At 59.3% G+C, this 25,024-nt stretch carries 20 protein-coding genes; 17 read left to right on the top strand and 3 right to left on the bottom strand.

From position 1 onward, the window contains the following. Positions 1-35: 35 nt before the first annotated feature. Both clpA and clpS read right to left on the bottom strand, forming a co-directional pair. Positions 36-2,306: an ATP-dependent Clp protease ATP-binding subunit ClpA gene (clpA, locus tag HB680_RS20830; RefSeq protein ID WP_054053653.1), complete on the bottom strand. Its 2,271-nt coding sequence runs from the start codon at positions 2,304-2,306 to the stop codon at positions 36-38. A gap of 30 nt (positions 2,307-2,336) precedes the next feature. Next, a complete protein-coding gene (gene clpS, locus HB680_RS20825) occupies positions 2,337-2,720 on the bottom strand; it encodes an ATP-dependent Clp protease adapter ClpS (protein ID WP_034146919.1) in 384 nt (127 codons plus the stop codon). A 225-nt stretch (positions 2,721-2,945) separates the two neighbouring features. Between clpS and HB680_RS20820 the strand changes: the two genes are divergently transcribed. Beyond that, positions 2,946-3,236 carry a cold shock domain-containing protein gene (locus tag HB680_RS20820; protein WP_213940376.1) on the top strand — a complete coding sequence of 97 codons (291 nt, stop codon included), beginning with the start codon at positions 2,946-2,948 and terminating at the stop codon, positions 3,234-3,236. Between the two features lie 60 nt (positions 3,237-3,296). On the opposite strand, the gene icd is transcribed toward HB680_RS20820, so the two are convergent. After that, the gene (gene icd / locus HB680_RS20815) at positions 3,297-4,553 is read right to left on the bottom strand and encodes an NADP-dependent isocitrate dehydrogenase (protein WP_010458895.1); all 1,257 of its coding nucleotides are present in this window, start codon (positions 4,551-4,553) and stop codon (positions 3,297-3,299) included. 493 nt (positions 4,554-5,046) lie between these two features. Here icd and HB680_RS20810 point away from each other — a divergent pair, with 493 nt between their 5' ends. From HB680_RS20810 to nuoH, 16 genes are all read left to right on the top strand, one after another. Continuing rightward, positions 5,047-7,272, top strand: a complete 2,226-nt coding sequence (locus HB680_RS20810) for an NADP-dependent isocitrate dehydrogenase (RefSeq protein ID WP_213940375.1) — start codon at positions 5,047-5,049, stop codon at positions 7,270-7,272. A 199-nt stretch (positions 7,273-7,471) separates the two neighbouring features. Beyond that, entirely contained in the window at positions 7,472-7,918 is a 447-nt protein-coding gene (locus HB680_RS20805; RefSeq protein ID WP_213940374.1) for an NUDIX hydrolase, read from the top strand. 59 nt (positions 7,919-7,977) lie between these two features. Further along, the gene (mnmA, locus tag HB680_RS20800) at positions 7,978-9,123 is read left to right on the top strand and encodes a tRNA 2-thiouridine(34) synthase MnmA (RefSeq protein WP_213940373.1); all 1,146 of its coding nucleotides are present in this window, start codon (positions 7,978-7,980) and stop codon (positions 9,121-9,123) included. Beyond that, positions 9,120-9,743, top strand: a complete 624-nt coding sequence (gene hflD, locus HB680_RS20795) for a high frequency lysogenization protein HflD (protein WP_054053662.1) — start codon at positions 9,120-9,122, stop codon at positions 9,741-9,743. The genes mnmA and hflD overlap by 4 nt, the downstream gene beginning before the upstream one ends. 127 nt (positions 9,744-9,870) lie before the next feature. Next, a complete protein-coding gene (gene purB / locus HB680_RS20790) occupies positions 9,871-11,241 on the top strand; it encodes an adenylosuccinate lyase (protein ID WP_213940372.1) in 1,371 nt (456 codons plus the stop codon). Positions 11,242-11,327: 86 nt separating this feature from the next. Continuing rightward, entirely contained in the window at positions 11,328-12,497 is a 1,170-nt protein-coding gene (locus HB680_RS20785) for a cupin domain-containing protein (protein WP_102615576.1), read from the top strand. Then, complete coding sequence (locus HB680_RS20780) at positions 12,490-12,915, top strand: GNAT family N-acetyltransferase (protein ID WP_054053668.1); 426 nt, start codon at positions 12,490-12,492, stop codon at positions 12,913-12,915. Before HB680_RS20785 ends, HB680_RS20780 begins: the two co-directional genes overlap by 8 nt. Before the next feature lie 213 nt (positions 12,916-13,128). Then, positions 13,129-13,890, top strand: a complete 762-nt coding sequence (locus tag HB680_RS20775; protein ID WP_213940371.1) for a secretin N-terminal domain-containing protein — start codon at positions 13,129-13,131, stop codon at positions 13,888-13,890. A gap of 501 nt (positions 13,891-14,391) precedes the next feature. Continuing rightward, positions 14,392-15,717, top strand: coding sequence for an isocitrate lyase (gene aceA, locus HB680_RS20770; RefSeq protein WP_123403070.1), 1,326 nt, complete (start codon positions 14,392-14,394; stop codon positions 15,715-15,717). Between the two features lie 641 nt (positions 15,718-16,358). Next, positions 16,359-16,772, top strand: coding sequence for an NADH-quinone oxidoreductase subunit A (locus tag HB680_RS20765; protein WP_003223812.1), 414 nt, complete (start codon positions 16,359-16,361; stop codon positions 16,770-16,772). Positions 16,773-16,782: 10 nt separating this feature from the next. Then, positions 16,783-17,457 carry an NADH-quinone oxidoreductase subunit B gene (locus HB680_RS20760; protein WP_008146035.1) on the top strand — a complete coding sequence of 225 codons (675 nt, stop codon included), beginning with the start codon at positions 16,783-16,785 and terminating at the stop codon, positions 17,455-17,457. 72 nt (positions 17,458-17,529) lie between these two features. Further along, positions 17,530-19,314: an NADH-quinone oxidoreductase subunit C/D gene (nuoC, locus tag HB680_RS20755; protein ID WP_054053672.1), complete on the top strand. Its 1,785-nt coding sequence runs from the start codon at positions 17,530-17,532 to the stop codon at positions 19,312-19,314. Between the two features lie 2 nt (positions 19,315-19,316). After that, entirely contained in the window at positions 19,317-19,814 is a 498-nt protein-coding gene (gene nuoE / locus HB680_RS20750) for an NADH-quinone oxidoreductase subunit NuoE (protein ID WP_054053673.1), read from the top strand. Continuing rightward, positions 19,811-21,166: an NADH-quinone oxidoreductase subunit NuoF gene (gene nuoF / locus HB680_RS20745; RefSeq protein WP_213940370.1), complete on the top strand. Its 1,356-nt coding sequence runs from the start codon at positions 19,811-19,813 to the stop codon at positions 21,164-21,166. Before nuoE ends, nuoF begins: the two co-directional genes overlap by 4 nt. Positions 21,167-21,303: 137 nt before the next feature. Further along, positions 21,304-24,018 carry an NADH-quinone oxidoreductase subunit NuoG gene (gene nuoG / locus HB680_RS20740; RefSeq protein ID WP_213940369.1) on the top strand — a complete coding sequence of 905 codons (2,715 nt, stop codon included), beginning with the start codon at positions 21,304-21,306 and terminating at the stop codon, positions 24,016-24,018. Continuing rightward, positions 24,015-25,022 (top strand): NADH-quinone oxidoreductase subunit NuoH, encoded by a 1,008-nt coding sequence (gene nuoH / locus HB680_RS20735; RefSeq protein WP_028623953.1) that lies wholly within the window; start codon positions 24,015-24,017, stop codon positions 25,020-25,022. The genes nuoG and nuoH overlap by 4 nt, the downstream gene beginning before the upstream one ends. The last annotated feature ends 2 nt before the right edge of the window (positions 25,023-25,024 follow it).

Below are 25,024 nucleotides of genomic sequence, written 5' to 3'. Positions count from 1 at the left end.
GCCTTTCGGCGCCTTTTGCTTTGTTTCGGTTAACGTCAGGCCATTTCTGCCGTGGTTTCGAACTCGAAGGTCAGCTCGCCGTCCTTGAGGTCGATGTGAACTACACCGCCATGGTCGGCCAGTTCGCCAAAGAGGATCTCTTCGGCCAGTGGACGCTTGATCTTGTCCTGGATCAAACGTGCCATTGGTCGAGCACCCATGGCCGAGTCGTAGCCACCCGCCGCCAGCCAGCTGCGCGCAGCGTCGGTCACTTCCAGCTGCACGCGCTTGTCTTCCAACTGCGCTTGAAGCTCGGTAAGGAACTTGTCCACCACACTTTTGATGACCTCATGACTGAGGCGACCAAACTGGATAATGGTGTCCAGACGGTTGCGGAACTCTGGCGTGAAGCTCTTCTTGATCACTTCCATCGCATCGGACGAGTGGTCCTGATGGGTGAAACCGATCGAAGCGCGGGCTGCGGTTTCGGCGCCGGCGTTGGTCGTCATGATGACGATCACGTTACGGAAATCCGCCTTGCGCCCGTTGTTATCGGTGAGCGTACCGTGGTCCATGACCTGCAGCAGCAGGTTGAAGACTTCCGGATGCGCCTTCTCGATTTCATCGAGCAACAGCACGCAGTGAGGCTGCTTGGTGATGGCTTCGGTCAGCAGACCGCCCTGATCGAACCCGACATAGCCTGGAGGTGCACCGATCAGACGCGATACGGTGTGGCGCTCCATGTACTCGGACATGTCGAAGCGAACCAGCTCGATGCCCAACGCCTTGGCCAACTGACGCGCCGCTTCGGTTTTACCGACACCGGTAGGACCGGCGAACAGGAACGAACCAACAGGCTTGTCAGGCGACTTGAGGCCGGCACGGGACAGTTTGATCGCGGTCGACAACGAGTCGATTGCGGCATCCTGGCCAAATACGGTCAGCTTCAGGTCACGCTCAAGGTTACGCAGCAGCTCTTTGTCGGAGCTGGTGACATGCTTGGGCGGAATCCGCGCGATTTTGGCAACGATGTCCTCGACCTGAGGCACTTCAATGCGTTTCACGCGCTTCTCGATCGGTTGCAGGCGCTGGTAGGCACCCGCCTCGTCGATGACGTCGATGGCCTTGTCCGGCATGTGCCGGTCATTGATGTAGCGCGAGGCCAGCTCAGCCGCCGCACGCAGGGCTTCATCGCTGTATTCGATGCCGTGATGGGTTTCGAAACGCCCTTTCAGGCCGCGCAGAATGCTGATGGTGTCTTCGACCGAAGGCTCGGACACATCGACCTTCTGGAAGCGGCGTGCCAAGGCACGGTCCTTCTCGAAGATCCCGCGGAATTCCTGGAACGTGGTCGAACCGATGCAGCGGATATCGCCGGACGACAGCAACGGCTTGAGCAGGTTCGAGGCATCCATGACGCCACCGGATGCGGCACCCGCACCAATGATGGTGTGGATTTCGTCGATGAACAGAATCGCCTGCGGACGTTTTTTCAGTTCATTGAGCAACGCCTTGAAGCGTTTCTCGAAATCACCGCGGTATTTGGTCCCGGCCAGCAAGGCGCCGAGGTCAAGGGAATACACCACGCTGTTAGCCAACAGGTCCGGCACTTGGTTGTCGACAATGCGTTTGGCCAGGCCTTCGGCAATCGCGGTTTTACCCACGCCTGCTTCGCCCACCAGCAGTGGATTGTTCTTGCGACGACGCGCCAGGATCTGCGCGACACGCTCGACTTCCATCTCACGGCCTACCAGCGGGTCGATACGACCCTGGCGCGCGAGTTCGTTGAGGTTGCTGGCATAAGCATCCAGAGGATTGCCTGAAGAAGAAGACTCACCGCCCTCGTCGTCCTGCATATCTTGCTCACCTTCAGAGTGATCGCCGTGCCCCGGCACTTTGGAAATGCCATGGGCGATGTAGTTGACGACATCAATGCGTGCAACGCTCTGCTGTTTCAGCAGGAACACTGCCTGGCTTTCTTGCTCACTGAAGATTGCGACCAGCACGTTGGCGCCAGTCACTTCGCGTTTGCCCGAGCTCTGTACGTGAAAGACAGCACGCTGCAGAACACGCTGGAAGCCCAGAGTGGGTTGGGTCTCGCGATCCTCGTCATGGACGGGGATCAACGGCGTGGTGGAGTCGATGAACTCCTGCAGGTCATGCTTGAGTTTGTCGAGGTTTGCGCCGCAGGCACGCAAAACGGTGGCGGCAGCCTCATTGTCCAATAGGGCCAACAGGAGATGTTCGACGGTCATGAATTCATGACGTTTCGAACGAGCCTCCTTGAAGGCTAAATTGAGGGTGACTTCGAGCTCGCGGTTTAACATAGCTTCACCTCATACCCAAGTGGTCGGCGATTAACCGTCCTTCTCGATTTCACAGAGTAGCGGATGCTGGCTTTCCCTGGCGTACTGGTTGACCTGCATGGCCTTCGTCTCGGCGATGTCGCGGGTAAACACTCCACATACTGCCCGTCCTTCTGTGTGGACGGCCAGCATGACCTTGGTCGCCAGCTCGCGATTCAGGTTAAAAAACACCTCGAGCACTTCGACGACGAAATCCATCGGTGTGTAGTCATCATTAAACAAAACCACCTTGTACATCGGCGGCGCCTGTAAAGCAGGCTTAGCCTCCTGAACAGCAATGCCTGCGGAATCGTCGTCGTGTTCCTCCGGATGATCTTTTTGGAGAGTCGGGCGATCCTGATTGAATGTTAGTCGAATCTGGCTGATTGCATGCATGGAAAGAAAGGTTCGTCAGTTGTGCAAATACAGTGGTGGGGGCGGCTATCGACGATTTCAACTCCGACTGCCCGGTCACCTTGACTATCGGGAAAACGGTGTTACAACCAATAGAGCCCACAGTGGGTAAAAAAGGTCCGCGGAGTCAATCTTATTTATGAGATTAGACTGCGGATGTACTGGATGATACTCCAGTGATGGAGTCTGTTGCAGAGGGATATGAGCATGGCAGTCGGCAAGGTCAAGTGGTTCAACAATGCCAAGGGGTTCGGTTTCATAAATACCGACGCCCGGGAAGGCAAGGACGAGGACGGTAAAGATATCGACTTCTTTGCCCACTATTCGGCCATCGAGATGGACGGATACAAGACCCTCAAGGCCGGGCAAGCCGTCAACTTCGAGATCGTCCAAGGCCCCAAAGGCCTGCACGCCGTGAAGATTACGGCTGCGCATGTCGACCATGAACACGCCACGCCCGCTGCTCATCGCGACCATCATGAAAAGGTATCGAACTGACGCAACCGATCATCCAGTCATAAAAAACCGCCCGAAGGCGGTTTTTTTGTGCCGGCTCGCTTACATATGCGAGATCAGCGCATCACCAAACGCTGAAGAAGACAGCAGCTTCGCGCCCTCCATCAAACGGTGGAAGTCATAGGTCACGGTCTTGGCCGAAATCGCGCCGTTGGTGCCCTTGATGATCAGGTCGGCCGCTTCGGTCCAGCCCATGTGCCGCAGCATCATTTCGGCGGAGAGAATCAACGAACCCGGGTTGACCTGGTCCTTGCCGGCGTACTTCGGCGCGGTACCGTGGGTCGCTTCGAACATGGCGATGGTGTCGGACAGGTTGGCACCCGGCGCAATACCGATACCGCCCACTTCAGCCGCCAGGGCGTCGGAGAGGTAGTCGCCGTTCAGGTTCAGGGTCGCGATCACATCGTATTCGGCCGGGCGCAGCAGGATCTGCTGGAGCATGGCGTCAGCGATGGCGTCCTTGACGATGACGTTCTTGCCGGTTTTCGGATTCTTGAACTGCATCCACGGACCGCCGTCGAGCAGGGTCGCGCCGAACTCTTCAGCCGCCACTTCGTAGGCCCATTCCTTGAAGGCACCTTCGGTGAACTTCATGATGTTGCCTTTGTGCACGATGGTCAGCGAATCGCGATCGTTGTCGACCACATATTGCAGGGCCTTGCGCGCCAGACGCTTGGTGCCTTGCAGCGAAACCGGCTTGATGCCGATACCGCAGTTTTCGTCGAAACGGATCTTGGTGACGCCCATTTCATCTTTGAGGAACTTGATGACTTTGGTCGCTTCCGGCGAACCGGCCTTCCACTCGATACCAGCGTAGATGTCTTCCGAGTTCTCGCGGAAGATCGTCATGTCAACGTCGCCTGGCTTCTTGACCGGGCTCGGTACGCCTTCAAACCAGCGTACCGGACGCAGGCAGACATAAAGGTCGAGTTGCTGACGCAAGGCCACGTTCAGCGAACGGATGCCGCCGCCGACCGGGGTGGTCAGAGGGCCCTTGATGGAAACCACGTAATCCTTGACTGCGTCCAGGGTTTCCTGAGGCAGCCAGGTGTCCTGATCGTAAACCTGAGTCGCTTTTTCCCCGGCGTAGACTTCCATCCAGGAAATTTTGCGCTCGCCGCCGTAAGCCTTCTTAACAGCAGCATCGACAACCTTGATCATGACCGGGCTGATATCAACGCCGATGCCATCGCCTTCAATGAAGGGGATGATCGGGTTGTTAGGAACATTGAGAGAATGGTCCGCGTTGACGGTGATTTTGTCGCCGACTGCTGGAACCTGAATCTTCTTGTATCCCATGCTGAACTCCATTGTTTGGATTGAACATCTGGCTTCGTTCGAGCGTACCCCAGTTAAATCGGCGCGCAAACCCTATGTTCCACCCATCTGCCGCAAAGCTGTGCAGTTCGTGATCTACAAGCCTGAAAGCAAAGGGAAAAGCGCCAAACTCAAGCACGGTGCAAGACTCTACGCCGCCCGTTCCCCTGCGACCTTTAGACCAATGGACGATAATCGTTGCATATGAACCATCGGCAGATTGCCAGCTACCTATGTATAATGCCGCCGCTGACCGAAGGGTCACAAAGGCCAAGCTCTCTATTACGAGACTTTCAGCCAGATTGAAGCCGGGCTGTTACCGCAGTCCACCCGCTTGACGCTCGACTGATGCACCCAACATCACCGCGAAGAAACCTCGACATTCGGCTCATGGATGACTTTGAACGAACGCGCTTACCCGGCGCCCCTCGAGTTTTCTGCGCACGCTCTAGCAAAGAAGAGAGTTAATCCGAATATGCCCACCCGCTCGAAGATCATCTATACCTTCACCGACGAAGCCCCGGCCCTCGCCACCTATTCACTGTTGCCTATCGTAGAGGCCTTCACCGCCTCCGCTGATATCGCCGTGGAAACCCGCGATATCTCTCTTGCAGGGCGCATCCTGGCCAGCTTCCCCGAGCAATTGGGTGACAAAGCCGTAGCCGACCACCTCGCCGAACTGGGCGACCTGGCCGTTACGCCAGAAGCCAACATCATCAAGCTGCCGAACATCAGTGCCTCGGTTCCTCAGTTGCAAGCGGCCATCAAAGAGCTGCAAGCCCAGGGCTTCGCCCTGCCGGACTACCCGGAAACCGTGACCACCGACGCCGACAAAGAAGCCAAGTCGCGTTACGACAAGATCAAGGGCAGCGCCGTGAACCCGGTTCTGCGCGAAGGCAACTCTGATCGTCGTGCTCCGCTGTCGGTCAAGAACTATGCGCGCAAGCACCCGCACAAAATGGGCGCCTGGGCTGCGGACTCCAAGTCCCACGTCGCGCACATGAGCACCGGTGATTTCTACGGCAGCGAAAAAGCTGCCCTGATCGACGCCGCTGACGCCGTTAAAATCGAACTGATCGCTCAAGACGGCACCACCACCGTCCTGAAAGAAAAAACCACCGTGCAAGCCGGTGAGATCCTCGATTGCGCCGTACTGAGCAAAAACGCGCTGCGCAGCTTCATCGCTGCCGAGATCGAAGACGCCAAAGCCAAAGGCGTGCTGCTGTCGGTTCACTTGAAAGCCACCATGATGAAGGTCTCCGACCCGATCATGTTCGGCCAGATCGTTGCCGAGTTCTATAAAGACGCACTGACCAAGCACGCTGACGTGCTGGCGCAGATCGGCTTCAACCTGAACAACGGCATCGGCGACCTGTACGCTCGCATCAAGGCCCTGCCGGCCGAGCAGCAAGCGCAGATCGAAGCGGACATCCAGGCGGTCTACGCCGTTCGTCCGTCGTTGGCCATGGTCAACTCCGACAAAGGCATCACCAACCTGCACGTGCCGAGCGACGTCATCGTCGACGCCTCGATGCCAGCCATGATCCGTGACTCCGGCAAGATGTGGGGTACCGACGGCCAACTGCACGACACCAAGGCCGTGATCCCGGATCGTTGCTACGCCACCATCTACCAAGCCGTGATCGAAGACTGCAAGGTCAACGGCGCTTTCGATCCGACCACCATGGGCAGCGTGCCAAACGTTGGCCTGATGGCGAAAAAAGCCGAAGAGTACGGTTCCCACGACAAGACTTTCCAGATCAAGAGCAACGGCGTGGTTCGGGTTTCCGACAGTGCCGGTCGTACGCTGCTGGAACAGTCGGTTGAAGCCGGCGACATCTTCCGCATGTGCCAGACCAAAGACGCGCCGATCCAGGATTGGGTCAAACTGGCCGTTAATCGTGCCCGTGCCAGCGCAACTCCGGCGATTTTCTGGCTGGACCCGATGCGCGCCCACGATGGCGTAGTGATCGAGAAAGTTCAGGCCTACCTGAAGGATCACGACACTTCCGGCCTGGACATCCGCATCATGTCCCCGGTTGACGCCATGGCGTTCACCCTGGGCCGCACTCGCGAAGGCAAAGACACCATTTCGGTGACCGGCAACGTATTGCGCGACTACCTGACCGACCTGTTCCCGATCATGGAACTGGGCACCAGCGCCAAGATGCTGTCGATCGTGCCGCTGATGAATGGCGGTGGTCTGTTCGAAACCGGCGCTGGCGGTTCGGCTCCGAAGCACGTTCAGCAGCTGCTGGAAGAAAACTTCCTGCGTTGGGATTCCCTGGGTGAGTTCCTGGCCCTGGCCGCTTCCCTTGAGCACCTGGGCGTGACTTACAACAACCCTAAGGCACTGGTTTTGGCCAAGACCCTGGATCAGGCGACTGGCCAGTTCCTGGACAACAACAAGTCGCCATCGCGCAAAGTCGGCAACATCGACAACCGCGGCAGCCACTTCTACCTGGCGCTGTACTGGGCTCAAGCCCTGGCCGCCCAGAGCGAAGACACTGCACTGCAAGCGCAGTTTGGCCAACTGGCAAAAACCCTGGCCGAGAACGAAGCGACCATCGTCGCCGAGCTCAACGCCGTTCAGGGCAAGCCAGTGGACATCGGCGGCTACTACCACGCCAATGCCGAGCTTATCAGCAAGGCCATGCGCCCGAGCAACACCTTCAACGCCGCGATTGCTGCGTTGGTTTAAGGTTGTAAGGATGCAAAGAAACCCCGGCCTTGTGCCGGGGTTTCTGTTTCCGGACTCGCCATAGATCCCATGTGGGAGCGGGCTTGCTCGCGAATGCGGTTTATCATTCAACACTTCTATTGACTGACCCACCGCTTTCGCGAGCAAGCCCGCTCCCACAGGGTTCGGTGTTTCACTATTCAACATTTGAGGAAGCTTCATGGATTGGCTACCCCACATCACCGTCGCCACCATCGTCGAAGACAACGGCCGCTTCCTGATGGTCGAAGAATTCAAGGGCGGACGAGCGGTACTCAACCAGCCCGCCGGTCACCTCGACCCCGACGAAACCCTGATCGAAGCCGCCGTGCGCGAAACCCTCGAGGAAACCGGTTGGGACGTCGAGCCGACCGGTGTGGTGGGGATTTACCTCTACACCGCCCCGAGCAACGGCGTGACCTATCAACGGGTCTGCTTCATCGCCAAGGCGCTGAAACACCACCCCGACTATCAACTGGATGACGGTATCGTCGGCGCCAAGTGGCTAAGCCGTGACGAACTCGTGGCACAGCGCGCAAACTGGCGCAGTGAGCTGATCATCCGCTGTATCGATGATTATCTGGACGGTAAACACTTCGGTCTCGAACTGATCCGCCCTTCTCTTTAGCCTTGCGGGCTTCGGCCTGTTAGAATCGCGTCCTTTTTCAAGACACTCATTGAATCCCTATGCGTGATCCAGCCCCTTCTGACACACAAAAGAAGCGCGTCATTGTCGGCATGTCCGGCGGCGTGGACTCTTCCGTTTCCGCTCTCCTGCTGATCGAGCAGGGTTATGAGGTGGAAGGCCTGTTCATGAAGAACTGGGAAGAAGACGATGGAACGGAATACTGCACCGCCATGGACGACCTGGCGGATGCGCAGGCTGTGTGCGACAAAATCGGTATCAAGCTGCACACCGCCAACTTCGCCGCCGAGTACTGGGACAACGTGTTCGAGCACTTCCTGGCCGAATACAAGGCCGGTCGCACGCCGAACCCGGACATCCTGTGCAACCGCGAGATCAAGTTCAAGGCGTTCCTCGACTACGCCATGGTGCTCGGCGCTGACCTGATCGCCACCGGCCACTACGTACGCCGCCGCGACATCGATGGCCGCACCGAACTGCTCAAGGGCCTGGACCCGAACAAGGACCAGAGCTACTTCCTGCACGCCGTCGGCGGTGAACAGATCGCCAAGACCCTGTTTCCCGTCGGTGAGCTGGAAAAACCCGAAGTTCGCGCGATTGCCGAGAAGCACGAGCTGGCTACGGCAAAGAAAAAGGATTCCACCGGGATCTGCTTTATCGGCGAACGCCGCTTCAGCGACTTCCTCAAGCAATACCTGCCGGCCCAGCCCGGCGAGATCAAGACCACCGAAGGCGAAGTCATCGGCCGTCACCACGGCTTGATGTACCACACCATCGGTCAGCGCCAGGGCCTGGGCATCGGCGGCTTGAAAGACGCCGGTGACGAGCCGTGGTACGTGCTGATCAAGGACCTGGAACACAACGAGCTGATCGTTGGCCAGGGCAATGATCACCCCTACCTGTTCTCCCGCGCCCTGCTTGCCTCGGACATCTATTGGGTCAATCCGATTGATTTGACCGAGCCGCGCAAGCTGACGGCCAAAGTCCGCTACCGCCAAAGCGATCAGCCTTGCACGCTGGAAAAAACCGCCACCGGCTACCGCGCGACCTTCGATGACCCGCAACGAGCGGTCACTCCGGGCCAATCCGTGGTGTTCTATGACGGTGAAATCTGCCTCGGCGGCGGTGTGATCGAAATCGCCGAACCCTGGACCAGCAAAGGCACTGCTCAAGGCGAGCCACAATGAGCCCGACTCAAGAGCAACTGACGGCGCTCGGCGGCGTGTTTCTCGCCGCCGTGCTGGTGGACAAGATCGCCAAGAGCGGCCAGACCAGCGAAGCCGGCCTGACCTGCATGCTCGGCAGCCTGCTGATCCGCGACCCCAAGGACACCCTGGAAGTCTACGGCGGCGACGACATCAATCTGCGCGAAGGTTATCGCGCATTGATCGGCGCCCTGGAACGCGACCCGAGCACCTTGCAGCGCGAACCGCTGCGCTATGCCCTGGCGATGCTTGGCCTTGAGCGGCAACTGGCCAAGCGCGACGACATGCTGGGCGTGATCGGCAAACGTCTGCCGCAGATTCAATCCCAGGTCGAGCATTTCGGCCCGGCCCACGAGAACGTGATTGCCGCCTGCGGCGCGCTGTACCAGGACACCCTGAGTACGTTGCGCCAACGGATCCAGGTCCACGGCGACATGCGCAACCTGCAGCAACCGAGCAACGCCTCGAAGATCCGCGCCCTGTTGCTGGCCGGGATTCGTTCGGCGCGCCTGTGGCGGCAGTTGGGCGGTCATCGCTGGCAACTGGTGATCAGCCGTCGCAAGTTGCTGAAAGAGCTTTACCCGCTGATGCGCAGCAGCTGAACCGCGCCCGCAACACCGCTTTGTAGTCAGTAACGCGTAATACGCTGGTCAGTTGGCAACGGACCGGCGGATTTTTTCATGTATGATACGCGCCCCATTTCGTTGCCCGACTGTCCGAGAACACCCCATGCAGCTCTCTTCGCTCACTGCGGTTTCCCCTGTTGACGGCCGCTACGCCGGCAAAACCCAGGCCCTGCGCCCAATTTTCAGCGAATACGGTCTGATCCGTGCTCGCGTTCTGGTTGAAGTGCGCTGGCTCCAGCGCCTGGCCGCTCACCCAGGCATCAGCGAAGTGCCGGCGTTCTCCGCCGAAGCCAACGCGGTGCTGAACACCCTGGCGGACAACTTCGCTCTGGAGCACGCCGAGCGTGTCAAAGAGATCGAGCGCACCACCAACCACGACGTCAAAGCCATCGAATACCTGCTCAAAGAGCAAGCGGCCAAGCTGCCGGAACTGGCCAAGGTCAGCGAGTTCATCCACTTTGCCTGCACCAGCGAGGACATCAACAACCTGTCCCACGCCCTGATGCTGCGCGAAGGCCGTGATGACGTGATGCTGCCGCTGATGCGCCAGACCTGCGACGCCATCCGCGAACTGGCGATCCGTTTCGCCGAAGTGCCAATGCTGTCGCGCACTCACGGCCAACCGGCTTCGCCGACCACTTTGGGTAAAGAGCTGGCGAACGTGGTTTACCGTCTGGAGCGTCAAATCGCTCAAGTCGCTGCCGTTCCGCTGCTGGGCAAGATCAACGGTGCTGTCGGCAACTACAACGCACACCTCTCTGCCTACCCGGAAATCGACTGGGAAGAAAACGCCCGCGCCTTCATCGAAGACGAGCTGGGCCTTGGTTTCAACCCGTACACCACGCAGATCGAACCGCACGACTACATCGCCGAGCTGTTCGACGCGATTGCACGCTTCAACACCATCCTGATCGACTTCGACCGCGACATCTGGGGCTACATCTCCCTGGGTTATTTCAAGCAGCGCACCATCGCTGGCGAAATCGGTTCGTCGACCATGCCACACAAGGTCAACCCGATCGACTTCGAAAACTCCGAAGGCAACCTGGGCATCGCCAACGCACTGTTCCAGCACCTGGCGAGCAAACTGCCGATCTCCCGCTGGCAGCGCGACCTGACCGACTCCACCGTCCTGCGCAACCTCGGTGTCGGCTTCGCCCACAGCGTGATCGCGTACGAAGCCAGCCTCAAAGGCATCAGCAAACTGGAGCTCAATGCGCAGAAAATCGCCGCTGACCTGGATGCTTGCTGGGAAGTCCTGGCCGAGCCGATCCAGACCGTGATGCGCCGCTACAACATCGAAAACCCGTACGAGAAGCTGAAAGAGTTGACGCGCGGCAAGGGCATCAGCCCTGAAGCGCTGCAAACTTTCATCGACGGCCTGGACATGCCAGCCGCGGCCAAGGCCGAGCTGAAACTGCTCACCCCGGCGAATTACATCGGCAACGCTGTAGAGCAAGCCAAACGCATCTGATCGATCGCTTGACCCTTTTGAGACGCCCGGCAGCGCCGGGCGTTTTTATTCCCGTCTGAAAAGTGCATTTTTTCAATAGGTTACACATGAATCCTGATATTCCTCTTCAACTTCTGGGCGGCATCACGGCGCGCGAATTCCTGCGTGACTACTGGCAGAAAAAACCGCTACTGATCCGCCAGGCGATCCCTGATTTCGAAAGCCCGATCGATCCCGACGAACTGGCCGGCCTGGCGCTTGAAGAAGAAGTTGAATCGCGCCTGGTGATCGAGCACGGCGAGCGTCCTTGGGAAATGCGCCGCGGCCCGTTCGCCGAAGACGAATTCAGCAAGCTGCCGGAAACCGAGTGGACCCTGCTGGTTCAAGCAGTCGACCAATTCGTGCCGGAAGTCAGCGAACTGCTGGAAAACTTCCGCTTCCTGCCGAGCTGGCGCGTCGACGACGTGATGATCAGCTTCGCCGCCCCGGGTGGCAGCGTGGGTCCGCACTTCGATAACTACGACGTGTTCCTGCTGCAAGGCCACGGCAAGCGCAACTGGAAAATCGGCCAGATGTGCGATTCCGAAAGCAAGCTGCTGCCACACGCAGACCTGCGCATCCTCGCCGACTTCGAAGCCACCGATGAGTGGGTTCTGGAACCGGGCGACATGCTCTACCTGCCGCCGCGCCTGGCCCATTGCGGCGTTGCGGTGGATGACTGCATGACCTACTCGGTCGGTTTCCGCGCGCCGAGCGCCTCTGAAGTGCTGACTCACTTCACCGACTTCCTCAGCCAGTTCCTGACCGATGAAGAGCGCTACACCGATGCCGACGCGCTGCCGGCGGTCGATCCGCACCAGATTCAGCACGACGCCCTTGATCGCCTGAAAGCCTTGCTGGCCGAGCACATGAGCGACGAACGCCTGCTGCTGACCTGGTTCGGCCAGTACATGACCGAGCCGCGCTACCCGGAACTGGTAGTCGGCCCGGAAGAAGTCGAAGAAGAAGACTTCATTGCCAGCCTGGAACAAGGCGCTGTGCTGATCCGCAACCCGAGCGCGCGCATGGCCTGGTCCGAAGTCGATGACGACCTGCTGCTGTTCGCCAGCGGTCAGAGCCGTTACCTGCCGGGCAAACTGCGCGAGTTGCTGAAGTTGATCTGCGCCGCCGACGCCCTGCACACCGACAACCTCGGTGACTGGCTGAGCGACGAAGACGGCCGCGGCCTGCTGTGCGAGCTGGTCAAGCAAGGCAGCCTGGGGTTTGCTGATGAATAAAATCCACGTTCGTGTCGCAGACTGGCAAAAGGATATCGCTGAGATCCGGCGCATTCGTGAGACGGTGTTCATCGCCGAGCAATCCGTTCCACCTGAACTGGAATGGGATGCCGATGACGCGACAGCGGTGCATTTCCTCGCTTTCGAAGGCGACTTTCCAATTGGCACCGCCCGCCTGCTGCCCGATGGTCACATCGGCCGGGTGTCGGTGCTCAAGGACTGGCGTGGTTTGAAAGTCGGCGATGCGCTGATGCAAGCGGTGATCGGTGAAGCCGAGAAGCGTGGGCTGAAGCAACAGATGCTCAGCGCACAGGTGCAGGCCACGGCGTTCTATGAGCGCCTGGGTTTCAGCCTGGTCAGTGAGGAATTCCTGGAAGCCGGGATTCCGCATGTGGACATGGTTCGGCATTCGGCCTGATACCGAGGTGAGGCCTTCGCGGGCAAGCCTCGCTCCTACGGATATTCGCGTACTGTAGGAGCGAGGCTTGCCCGCGAAGACACCCGCAAGAACACCACAAAACGCCCCGCCATCTTCGGATGCCGGGGCGTTTTGCTGTCTACGATTCAACTTGCCCCACCCCGGGCCGACAAACTGGCAATATCAAGCCTTTCGAAAGCGGAGATAACGGACATGTCCCTACGCACCCTGCTCACCACGCTGCTGCTGACCTGCAGTTTTTCGGTCATGGCCGCCACCGAGATCGTGCCCCTGAACTATCGCACCAGCGCCGACATGCTGTCGGTGGCGCAGAATTTCATCGGCAAGGACGGCCAGGTCAGCGCCTATGGCAATCAACTGATCGTCAACGCCGAACAGCGCAAGATCGACGAACTTAAGGCTTTGATCAGCCAACTCGACGTGGCCGCCAAACGCCTTCTGATCACGGTCGACACCAACGAAAACAACTTCCAGGGCGATCAGGGTTACTCGGTGAACGGCGCCAAGCCCAGCCAGACCCGCATCATCAACCGCAGCACCGACAGCCGTGACGGCGGCGTCCAGCAGGTGCAGGCCAGTGAAGGTACGCCGGCGCTGATCCAGGTCGGCCAGAGCGTGCCGCTGACCAGCACGCAAACCGACACTTACGGGCGCCTGCAAAGCCAGACCGAGTATCGCAACGTGACCCAGGGGTTCTATGTCACCGCCAGCGTCACCGGCGACATCGTTCACCTTGCGATCAGTACCAATCGTGACCGCATGAGCCAGGAACGTCCCGATGTAGTGAATGTGCAAAGTACCGACACAACTGTCACGGGTCGCTTGGGCGAGTGGATCACCCTGGCCGGCGTGAATCGCCAGACTCAGGCCGACAAACAGGCCGGGACCCGCAGCTACTCTACTCAGGGCCGGGATGACATGACCTTGCGGGTGAAAGTCGACACGCTGGACTAAAGCACCAAAAACTGACTGATGAGTCGTATTAGACTAAAGATGTAGTGCTTTAAAAAAAGCACTACAAAACGTTTGACGAGCCAAAAAAGCAAAGGCATGATGGCCTCGCTCCCGCTAATCAGGGGCCCTGGCAAGGGCCTTCGAGTCGCCGCCTGCATCTACCCCGCAAGCCGATTCGTGTCTGTACCGCCCACAAGGTGTGTTTGACGAGGTTGCCGACTGGAACGAAGTTGTCCCGAGGGACGGAAGCGTAATTAGGTAAACCCGGCATCACACTGAAGTTCGTACCAAGGCCCACGACGCCCGAATGCGCTCGCCAGTTCGCCCTTACCTGCTCACTTCCCCTCGAGCCCATCGTTCATCCCGTCGCCATCCCCGCCGAATCCGTCTTGACCGCCTAAGCTTCTGGTCAGCGAGCAGCCTTTTACGCCCCTTTTGAAATGCGTAACTGGCAGGAGCAGGAATTTTCCACCCCAGACCTATGCGACGAGGTTTATCTCCATGGCACTGACACGCGAACAGCAAATTGCAGCCCTCGAAAAAGATTGGGCTGAAAACCCACGCTGGAAAGGCGTGACACGCGCTTACTCCGCTGCTGACGTCGTCCGCCTGCGCGGCTCGGTTCAACCTGAGCACACCTTTGCAAAACTGGGCGCCGAGAAGCTGTGGAACCTGGTCACCCAAGGTGCCCACCCGTCCTTCCGTCCTGAGAAAGATTTCGTCAACTGCATGGGCGCCCTGACCGGCGGCCAGGCTGTACAACAAGTCAAAGCCGGTATCCAGGCGATCTACCTGTCGGGCTGGCAAGTGGCTGCGGACAACAACTCCGCCGAATCGATGTACCCGGACCAATCGCTGTACCCGGTGGACTCGGTTCCAACCGTGGTCAAGCGCATCAACAACTCGTTCCGTCGTGCTGACCAGATCCAGTGGAAAGCCGGTAAAGGCCCGGGCGACGAAGGTTACATCGACTACTTCGCGCCAATCGTGGCTGACGCTGAAGCCGGTTTCGGCGGCGTGTTGAACGCTTACGAACTGATGAAAAGCATGATCGAAGCAGGCGCCGCCGGCGTTCACTTCGAAGACCAACTGGCTTCCGTGAAAAAATGCGGCCACATGGGCGGCAAGGTACTGGTTCCGACCCAGGAAGCCGTACAGAAGCTGACCGCTGCTCGCCTGGCTGCCGACGTTGCCGGTACACCGACCATCATCCTGGCCCGTACCGACGCGAACGCCGCTGACCTGCTGACTTCGGATTGCGACCCGTACGACCAGCCATTCGTGACTGGCGAACGCACCCAGGAAGGCTTCTACAAAGTGCGCGCCGGCCTCGACCAGGCCATCGCTCGCGGCCTGGCCTACGCGCCGTACGCCGACTTGATCTGGTGCGAAACCGCCAAGCCGGATCTGGACGAGGCTCGTCGCTTCGCTGAAGCGATCAAAAAGGAATACCCGGACCAACTGCTGTCGTACAACTGCTCGCCTTCCTTCAACTGGAAGAAAAACCTGGACGACGCGACCATCGCCAAGTTCCAGCGCGAACTGTCCGCCATGGGTTACAAGCACCAGTTCATCACCCTGGCCGGCATTCACAACATGTGGCACAGCATGTTCAACCTGGCGCACGACTACGCCCGCAACGACATGACTGCCTACGTGAAACTGCAAGAGCAAGAGTTCGCTGACGCTGCCAAGGGTTACACCTTCGTAGCTCACCAGCAGGAAGTGGGCACCGGCTACTTCGACGACATGACCACCGTGATCCAGGGTGGCTCGTCTTCGGTGACCGCGCTGACCGGTTCGACTGAAGAAGAACAGTTCCACTGATCTGAGCAAACGGCCGCTGCGGACCCGATAAAAAGCTAACCGCAACGTCGCACATCTGACGCCCCGACTGGTTCGGGGCGTTTTTTTGCCTGGATTTTCACCCTCACGCGTAACCTTGTAGGAGCTGTCGAGTGAAACGAGGCTGCGATCTTTTGATGTGTTTTTAGAAGCAAGGTCAACAGATCGCAGCCTCGTTTCACTCGACAGCTCCTACAAAGGGATCGGCGACAGGCTGTGCAAAAACATTGATCCAGAGCGCTACCGCGATCAGAAAAAAGCGCTAAAACGGGTGTCGCCGCTACTTGCAGTAACGGCTATATAAGACAACTTCCCACTCACCTGCCCGTTAAACAGTTTAAAAAACGACTCAAACAATATTGATTATCATTTAGACGCAACTATGTCCGTTACATTTCCTACAAAACAATATTGATGAAAAGCCTGCTAATGCCCGCACCGCATGGGCTACAGGGCTCTGGAGGTGTGCTATGTCCTTATTCCTATAAATAATTTCGCTATAGGAATTTTACTTGCACGGTGTTGTGCCATAAAATCACCGCGATTGATTGCTGCGACATATCGTCACTGCTTTGTTTCTTTTCAAGCTCAGAGACCTTTGCTCTCTGTTAAGGATTACCAGCATGCCCGAAGCGACAGGACTCATGGCCCACAACTGGGGCTTTGCCATTTTCCTTCTGGGCGTTGTCGGCCTTTGTGCCTTCATGCTTGGCGTCTCCAGCCTCCTCGGGTCAAAAGCCTGGGGCCGCAGCAAAAACGAACCGTTCGAGTCCGGCATGCTACCTACAGGTGGCGCCCGCTTGCGGCTCTCAGCCAAATTCTATCTGGTCGCGATGCTCTTCGTGATCTTCGATATCGAAGCCCTCTTTCTCTTTGCCTGGTCTGTGTCCGTCCGCGAAAGCGGCTGGACCGGATTCGTCGAAGCTCTCGTTTTCATAGCAATTCTGTTGGCAGGTCTTGTCTACCTGTTCCGAGTGGGCGCCCTTGACTGGGCTCCGGAAGCTCGTCGCAAGCGGCAGGCGAAGCTGAAACAATGAGGCTTTGGCAATGCAATACAATCTCACCAGGATCGACCCCGATGCTCCTAACGAGCAGTATCCGATTGGCGAGCGGGAAACCGTTTCCGATCCGTTAGAAGATCAAGTCCACAAAAACATCTTCATGGGCAAGCTCGAAGACGTGCTTAACGGCACGATCAACTGGGGGCGCAAGAACTCCCTGTGGCCGTATAACTTCGGTCTTTCGTGCTGCTACGTGGAAATGACCACCGCCTTCACGGCGCCCCACGACATCGCGCGCTTTGGCGCCGAGGTTATCCGGGCATCGCCGCGTCAGGCGGATTTCATGGTTATCGCCGGTACCTGCTTCATCAAGATGGCGCCGATCATTCAGCGTCTCTACGAGCAAATGCTCGAGCCTAAATGGGTTATCTCCATGGGTTCGTGCGCCAACTCCGGTGGCATGTACGACATCTACTCCGTCGTTCAAGGGGTGGACAAGTTCCTGCCCGTGGACGTCTACGTGCCTGGCTGCCCGCCCCGTCCCGAAGCTTTTCTGCAAGGCTTGATGCTCTTGCAAGAGTCGATTGGACAGGAGCGTCGTCCGCTTTCCTGGGTCGTTGGTGATCAAGGCGTGTATCGCGCCGAGATGCCTTCGCAAAAGGAACAGCGCCGCGAACAGCGAATCGCAGTCACCAACCTGCGCAGCCCCGACGAAGTCTGATCCAGCTCTGCTTCTTTTATAGAACGAGACACTGGCTTCATTCTTTACGTTGACCGAAAGCGATAAATAACCATGACTACAGGCAGTGCTCTGTACATCCCGCCTTATAAGGCAGACGACCAGGATGTGGTCGTCGAACTGAACAACCGTTTTGGCCCCGAGGCATTCACCGCCCAGCCTACCCGCACCGGCATGCCGGTGCTTTGGGTTGCCCGCGCCAAACTCGTCGAAGTCCTGACCTTCCTGCGCAACCTGCCCAAGCCGTACGTCATGCTCTATGACCTGCACGGCGTGGACGAGCGTCTGCGCACCAAGCGTCAAGGGCTGCCAAGCGGCGCCGACTTCACTGTGTTCTATCACTTGATGTCGATCGAACGTAATAGTGACGTGATGATCAAGGTTGCCTTGTCCGAGAGCGACCTCAGCTTGCCGACCGTCACCAGCATCTGGCCGAACGCCAACTGGTACGAGCGTGAAGTCTGGGACATGTACGGGATCGACTTCAAAGGTCACCCGCACCTGACCCGCATCATGATGCCGCCGACCTGGGAAGGTCACCCGCTGCGCAAGGACTTCCCGGCTCGTGCCACCGAGTTCGACCCGTTCACCCTGAACCTGGCCAAGCAACAGCTCGAGGAAGAAGCCGCGCGCTTCAAGCCTGAAGACTGGGGCATGAAGCGTTCCGGGGCGAACGAGGACTACATGTTCCTCAACCTCGGTCCTAACCACCCTTCCGCGCACGGTGCGTTCCGCATCATCCTGCAGCTGGACGGTGAAGAGATCGTCGACTGCGTGCCGGACGTCGGTTACCACCACCGTGGTGCCGAGAAGATGGCCGAGCGTCAGTCCTGGCACAGCTTCATCCCGTACACCGACCGTATCGACTACCTCGGCGGCGTGATGAACAACCTGCCGTACGTGCTCTCGGTCGAGAAGCTGGCCGGCATCAAGGTGCCCGAGAAGGTCGACGTCATCCGCATCATGATGGCCGAGTTCTTCCGGATCACCAGCCACCTGCTGTTCCTGGGTACCTACATCCAGGACGTCGGCGCCATGACCCCGGTGTTCTTCACCTTCACCGACCGTCAGAAGGCGTACACGGTGATCGAAGCCATCACCGGTTTCCGTCTGCACCCGGCCTGGTACCGCATCGGTGGCGTCGCCCACGACCTGCCGCGCGGCTGGGAAAAACTGGTGAAAGACTTCGTCGAGTGGATGCCAAAGCGTCTGGACGAATACCAGAAAGCCGCGCTCGACAACAGCATCCTCAAGGGCCGGACCATCGGCGTCGCTGCCTACAACACCAAAGAAGCCCTGGAATGGGGCGTCACCGGTGCCGGCCTGCGTTCGACCGGTTGCGACTTCGACTTGCGTAAAGCACGTCCCTACTCCGGCTATGAGAACTTCGAATTCGAAGTCCCGCTGGCGGCCAATGGCGATGCCTACGACCGTTGCATCGTGCGCGTCGAAGAAATGCGCCAGAGCCTGAAGATCATCGAGCAGTGCATGCGCAACATGCCGGAAGGCCCGTACAAGGCGGATCACCCGCTGACCACGCCGCCACCGAAAGAGCGCACGTTGCAGCACATCGAGACCTTGATCACGCACTTCCTGCAAGTTTCGTGGGGCCCGGTCATGCCGGCCAACGAATCCTTCCAGATGATCGAAGCGACCAAGGGCATCAACAGTTATTACCTGACGAGCGATGGCGGCACCATGAGCTACCGCACCCGGATTCGTACCCCAAGCTTCCCGCACTTGCAGCAGATCCCTTCGGTGATCAAAGGCAGCATGGTCGCGGACTTGATCGCGTACCTGGGTAGTATCGATTTCGTTATGGCCGACGTGGACCGCTAAGCATGAACAGCACGCTTATCCAGACAGACCGTTTCACCTTGAGTGAAACCGAGCGCTCGGCCATCGAGCACGAGCTGCATCACTACGAAGACCCGCGCGCGGCGTCGATCGAAGCCCTGAAGATCGTCCAGAAGGAACGTGGCTGGGTGCCTGACGGCGCTCTGTACGCCATCGGCGAAATCCTCGGCATCCCGGCCAGCGACGTTGAAGGGGTGGCGACGTTCTACAGCCAGATCTTCCGTCAACCGGTCGGCCGCCACATCATTCGCGTCTGCGACAGCATGGTCTGCTACATCGGCGGCCACGAGTCCGTGGTCAGCGAAATCCAGAGCAAGCTTGGCATCGGCCTGGGTCAGACCACCGCCGACGGTCGTTTCACCCTGCTGCCGGTCTGCTGCCTCGGCAACTGCGACAAGGCGCCGGCGTTGATGATCGACGACGACACATTCGGTGACGTGCAGCCTGCTGGCGTCGCCCAATTGCTCGAGGGCTACGTATGACCCTGACTTCCTTCGGTCCTGCCAACCGCATCAAGCGTTCGGCCGAGACTCACCCGCTGACCTGGCGCCTGCGTGACGACGGCGAGGCCGTGTGGCTCGACGAGTACCAGGCCAAGAACGGTTACGCCGCTGCGCGCAAAGCCTTCGCTGACATGGCTCAGGACGATATCGTCCAGACCGTGAAAGACGCCGGCCTCAAAGGTCGCGGCGGTGCAGGCTTCCCCACGGGCGTGAAGTGGGGCCTGATGCCGAAAGACGAATCCATCAACATCCGCTACCTGCTGTGCAACGCGGATGAAATGGAGCCGAACACCTGGAAAGACCGCATGCTGATGGAGCAACTGCCCCATCTGCTGATCGAAGGCATGCTGATCAGTGCCCGCGCGCTGAAAACCTACCGTGGCTACATCTTCCTGCGTGGCGAATACACCACCGCCGCCAAGCACCTGAACCGTGCCGTGGAAGAAGCCAAGGCCGCCGGCCTGCTGGGCAAGAACATCCTGGGCAGCGGCTTCGATTTCGAGCTGTTCGTCCACACCGGTGCCGGGCGTTATATCTGCGGTGAAGAAACCGCACTGATCAACTCCCTCGAAGGTCGCCGCGCCAACCCACGCTCCAAGCCGCCCTTCCCTGCCGCCGTGGGCGTGTGGGGCAAGCCGACCTGCGTGAACAACGTTGAAACCCTGTGCAACGTCCCGGCGATCATCGCCGACGGCGTGGACTGGTACAAATCGTTGGCGCGCGAAGGCAGCGAAGACATGGGCACCAAGCTCATGGGCTTCTCCGGCAAGGTCAAGAACCCGGGCCTGTGGGAATTGCCGTTCGGCATCACCGGTCGCGAGTTGTTCGAAGACTACGCCGGCGGCATGCGCGATGGCTTCAAACTCAAGGCCTGGCAGCCTGGCGGCGCCGGTACCGGTTTCCTGTTGCCGGAACACCTGGACGCGCAAATGTACGCCGGCGGCATCGCCAAGGTGGGCACCCGGATGGGTACCGGCCTGGCCATGGCGGTCGACGACAGCGTCAACATGGTGTCCCTGCTGCGCAACATGGAAGAGTTCTTCTCCCGCGAGTCGTGCGGTTTCTGCACCCCTTGCCGTGACGGTTTGCCGTGGAGCGTCAAGCTCTTGCGCGCGATCGAGAACGGTGAAGGGCAAGCCGGCGATATCGAGACCCTACTGGGTCTGGTCGGTTTCCTCGGCCCTGGCAAGACCTTCTGTGCTCACGCACCGGGCGCCGTGGAGCCATTGGGCAGCGCAATCAAATACTTCCGTCCAGAGTTCGAAGCCGGCATCGCGCCCACCAGCGCCGTCGTCCCGCCTCTGGCAAGGCCGATCGTAGTCGGCGCGTAAACGCTTAAAAGGCGAAGGGCCCGTGCCCTTCGCCTTCTCGTGTGATGACGCCTTTATAAGGCTGTGTTGATTCACGCGAATAACAAGATTCCATTAGCCACGCCCGCTGACACCGGGCCAACGAAGAACTTTGAACCATGGCCACTATCCACGTAGACGGCAAAGAGCTCGAAGTCGATGGGGCGGACAACCTGTTACAGGCATGTCTGTCGCTAGGCCTCGATATCCCTTATTTCTGCTGGCACCCCGCCCTTGGCAGCGTTGGCGCTTGCCGCCAGTGCGCGGTCAAGCAGTACACCGACGCCAACGACACCCGTGGTCGGATCGTCATGTCCTGCATGACCCCCGCCACCGACGGCAGCTGGATCTCCATCGAAGACGAAGAAGCGAAAGTGTTTCGCGCCAGCGTCGTCGAATGGCTGATGACCAACCACCCCCACGACTGCCCGGTCTGTGAGGAAGGCGGTCACTGCCACCTGCAAGACATGACGGTAATGACCGGCCACAACGAGCGTCGTTACCGCTTCACCAAGCGTACCCACCAGAACCAGGATCTCGGCCCGTTCATCGGTCACGAGATGAACCGCTGCATCGCTTGCTACCGCTGCGTGCGCTTCTATAAGGATTACGCTGGCGGCACCGACCTCGGTGTATTCGGCGCCCACGACAACGTGTACTTCGGTCGCGTTGAAGACGGCACCCTGGAAAGCGAGTTCTCCGGCAACCTCACCGAGGTCTGCCCGACCGGTGTATTCACCGACAAGACTCACTCTGAGCGCTACAACCGCAAGTGGGACATGCAGTTCTCGCCGAGCATCTGCCATGGCTGCTCCAGCGGTTGCAACATCTCCCCGGGCGAGCGCTACGGTGAACTGCGTCGTATCGAAAACCGCTTCAACGGTTCGGTCAACCAGTACTTCCTGTGCGACCGTGGCCGTTTCGGCTACGGCTACGTCAACCGCGAAGACCGCCCGCGTCAGCCATTGCTGGCCAACGGCGCCAAGCTGACCCTCGACGAAGCGTTGGACAAAGCGGCTGACCTGCTGCGCGGTCGCAACATCGTCGGTATCGGTTCGCCCCGTGCCAGCCTCGAAAGCAACTTCGCGTTGCGTGAACTGGTTGGCGCCGAGCACTTCTACTCCGGTATCGAAGCCGCCGAGCTGGAGCGCATTCGCCTGGTCATGCAAGTTCTGAAAGACAGCCCGCTGCCGATCCCGAACATGCGCGACATCGAAGACCACGACGCGATCTTCGTCCTTGGCGAAGATCTGACCCAGACCGCTGCGCGCATGGCCCTGTCCCTGCGTCAATCGGTCAAGGGCAAGGCCGAAGACATGGCCGACGCGATGCGCGTTCAGCCGTGGCTCGACGCTGCGGTGAAGAACATCGGTCAGAAAGAACTGAACCCGCTGTTCATCGCCAGCCTGGCTGAAACCAAGCTCGACGACATCGCTGAAGAATGCGTACACGCTGCTCCAGACGACCTGGCCCGCATCGGTTTCGCCGTGGCTCACGCCCTCGACGCCAGCGCCCCGGCCGTTGAAGGCCTGGACGCTGAAGCCGTGGAACTGGCTCAGCGCATCGCCAATGCCCTGCTGGCCGCCAAGCGTCCGCTGATCATTGCCGGTACTTCGCTCGGTTCCAAAGCGCTGATCGAAGCGGCGGCGAACATCGCCAAGGCCCTGAAGCTGCGCGAGAAGAACGGTTCCATCAGCCTGATCGTGCCAGAGGCCAACAGCCTCGGCCTGGCCATGCTTGGTGGCAACTCGGTCGATGACGCCCTGCAAGCCGTGATCTCTGGCCGTGCCGACGCCATCGTCGTGCTGGAAAACGATCTGTACACCCGCACTGAAAAAGCCAAGGTCGATGCCGCCCTGAACGCCGCGAAAGTGGTGATCGTGGCGGACCATCAGAAAACCGCCACCAGCGATCGCGCGCACCTGGTTCTGCCAGCCGCCAGCTTCGCGGAAGGCGACGGCACCTTGGTCAGCCAGGAAGGCCGCGCCCAGCGCTTCTTCCAGGTGTTCGACCCGAAATACATGGACGCGAGCATCCTGGTTCACGAAGGCTGGCGCTGGCTGCATGCCCTGCGCGCGACCCTGTTGAACCAGCCGATCGACTGGACCCAACTGGACCACGTCACCGCAGCCGTCGCGTCGAGCACGCCGCAACTGGCGCGTATCGTTGATGCCGCACCGTCCGCCGCGTTCCGCATCAAAGGCATGAAACTGGCCCGCGAACCGCTGCGTTATTCCGGTCGTACCGCCATGCGTGCTGATATCAGCGTGCACGAACCGCGTACCCCGCAAGACAACGACACCGCGTTCAACTTCTCGATGGAAGGTTACTCGGGCTCGGTCGAACCGCGTCAGCAAGTGCCATTCGCCTGGTCGCCGGGCTGGAACTCGCCGCAAGCCTGGAACAAGTTCCAGGACGAAGTCGGTGGTCACATCCGCGCTGGCGACCCGGGCACCCGCCTGATCGAAAGCACCGGTGACTCGCTGAACTGGTTCGCCAGTGTTCCACGCGCGTTCAACCCGGCTCCGGGCACCTGGCAGGTCGTGCCGTTCTTCCACCTGCTTGGCAGCGAAGAGAACTCTTCGAAAGCCGCCCCGGTTCAGGAACGCATCCCGGCCGCCTACGTCGCGTTGGCCAAATCCGAAGCCGATCGCTTGGGTGTCAACGATGGTGCCTTGCTCAGCGTGAACGTCGATGGCCAGACCCTGCGTCTGCCACTGCGTATCAATGAAGAGCTGGGCGCTGGTCTGGTGGCATTGCCTGCGGGTATCGCCGGCATTCCAGCGGCGATCTTTGGCAAAACCGTTGACGGTCTGCAGGAGGCAGCTCAATGACCTGGTTCACGCCTGAAGTGATTGACGTGATCATCGCGGTCCTCAAGGCCATCGTGATTCTGCTCGCCGTAGTGGTGTGCGGCGCGCTGCTGAGTTGGGTCGAGCGTCGTCTGCTCGCCCTCTGGCAAGACCGTTACGGTCCGAACCGCGTCGGCCCGTTCGGCGCGTTCCAGATCGCGGCCGACATGATCAAGATGTTCTTCAAGGAAGACTGGACGCCACCGTTCGCCGACAAGATGATCTTCACCCTGGCACCGGTAGTCGCCATGAGCGCCCTGCTGATTGCCTTCGCGATCATCCCGATCACCCCGACCTGGGGCGTGGCGGACATCAACATCGGCATCCTGTTCTTCTTCGCCATGGCGGGCCTGTCGGTCTACGCGGTGTTGTTCGCCGGCTGGTCGAGTAACAACAAGTTCGCCTTGCTGGGCAGCTTGCGGGCCTCGGCGCAAACCGTGTCGTACGAAGTGTTCATGGGCCTGTCGTTGATGGGCATCGTGATCCAGGTCGGCTCGTTCAACATGCGCGACATCGTTGAATATCAAGCGCAGAACCTGTGGTTCATCATCCCGCAGATCTTCGGTTTCCTGACCTTCTTCATCGCTGGCGTCGCCGTGACTCACCGTCACCCGTTCGACCAGCCGGAAGCGGAGCAGGAACTGGCCGACGGTTACCACATTGAATATGCCGGTATGAAATGGGGCATGTTCTTCGTTGGTGAGTACATCGGCATCGTGTTGATTTCGGCGCTGCTGGTGACCCTGTTCTTCGGTGGCTGGCACGGTCCGTTCGGTATTCTGCCGCAGATCCCGTTCATCTGGTTCGCGCTCAAAACCGCGTTCTTCATCATGATCTTCATTCTGTTGCGCGCCTCGATTCCGCGCCCACGGTATGACCAAGTGATGGATTTCAGCTGGAAGTTCTGCCTGCCGCTGACCCTCGTCAACATGCTGGTGACCGCTGCGATCGTGTTGCTCAACACGCCCGCCGTCGCGGCTCAGTGAGG

This window comes from Pseudomonas sp. dw_612 (assembly GCF_018449725.1).
In the GTDB taxonomy this organism is placed as follows: Bacteria; Pseudomonadota; Gammaproteobacteria; order Pseudomonadales; family Pseudomonadaceae; genus Aquipseudomonas.
Note: the sequence above shows the minus strand (reverse complement) of the source record. Positions and strands in the feature narration are given on the sequence as shown.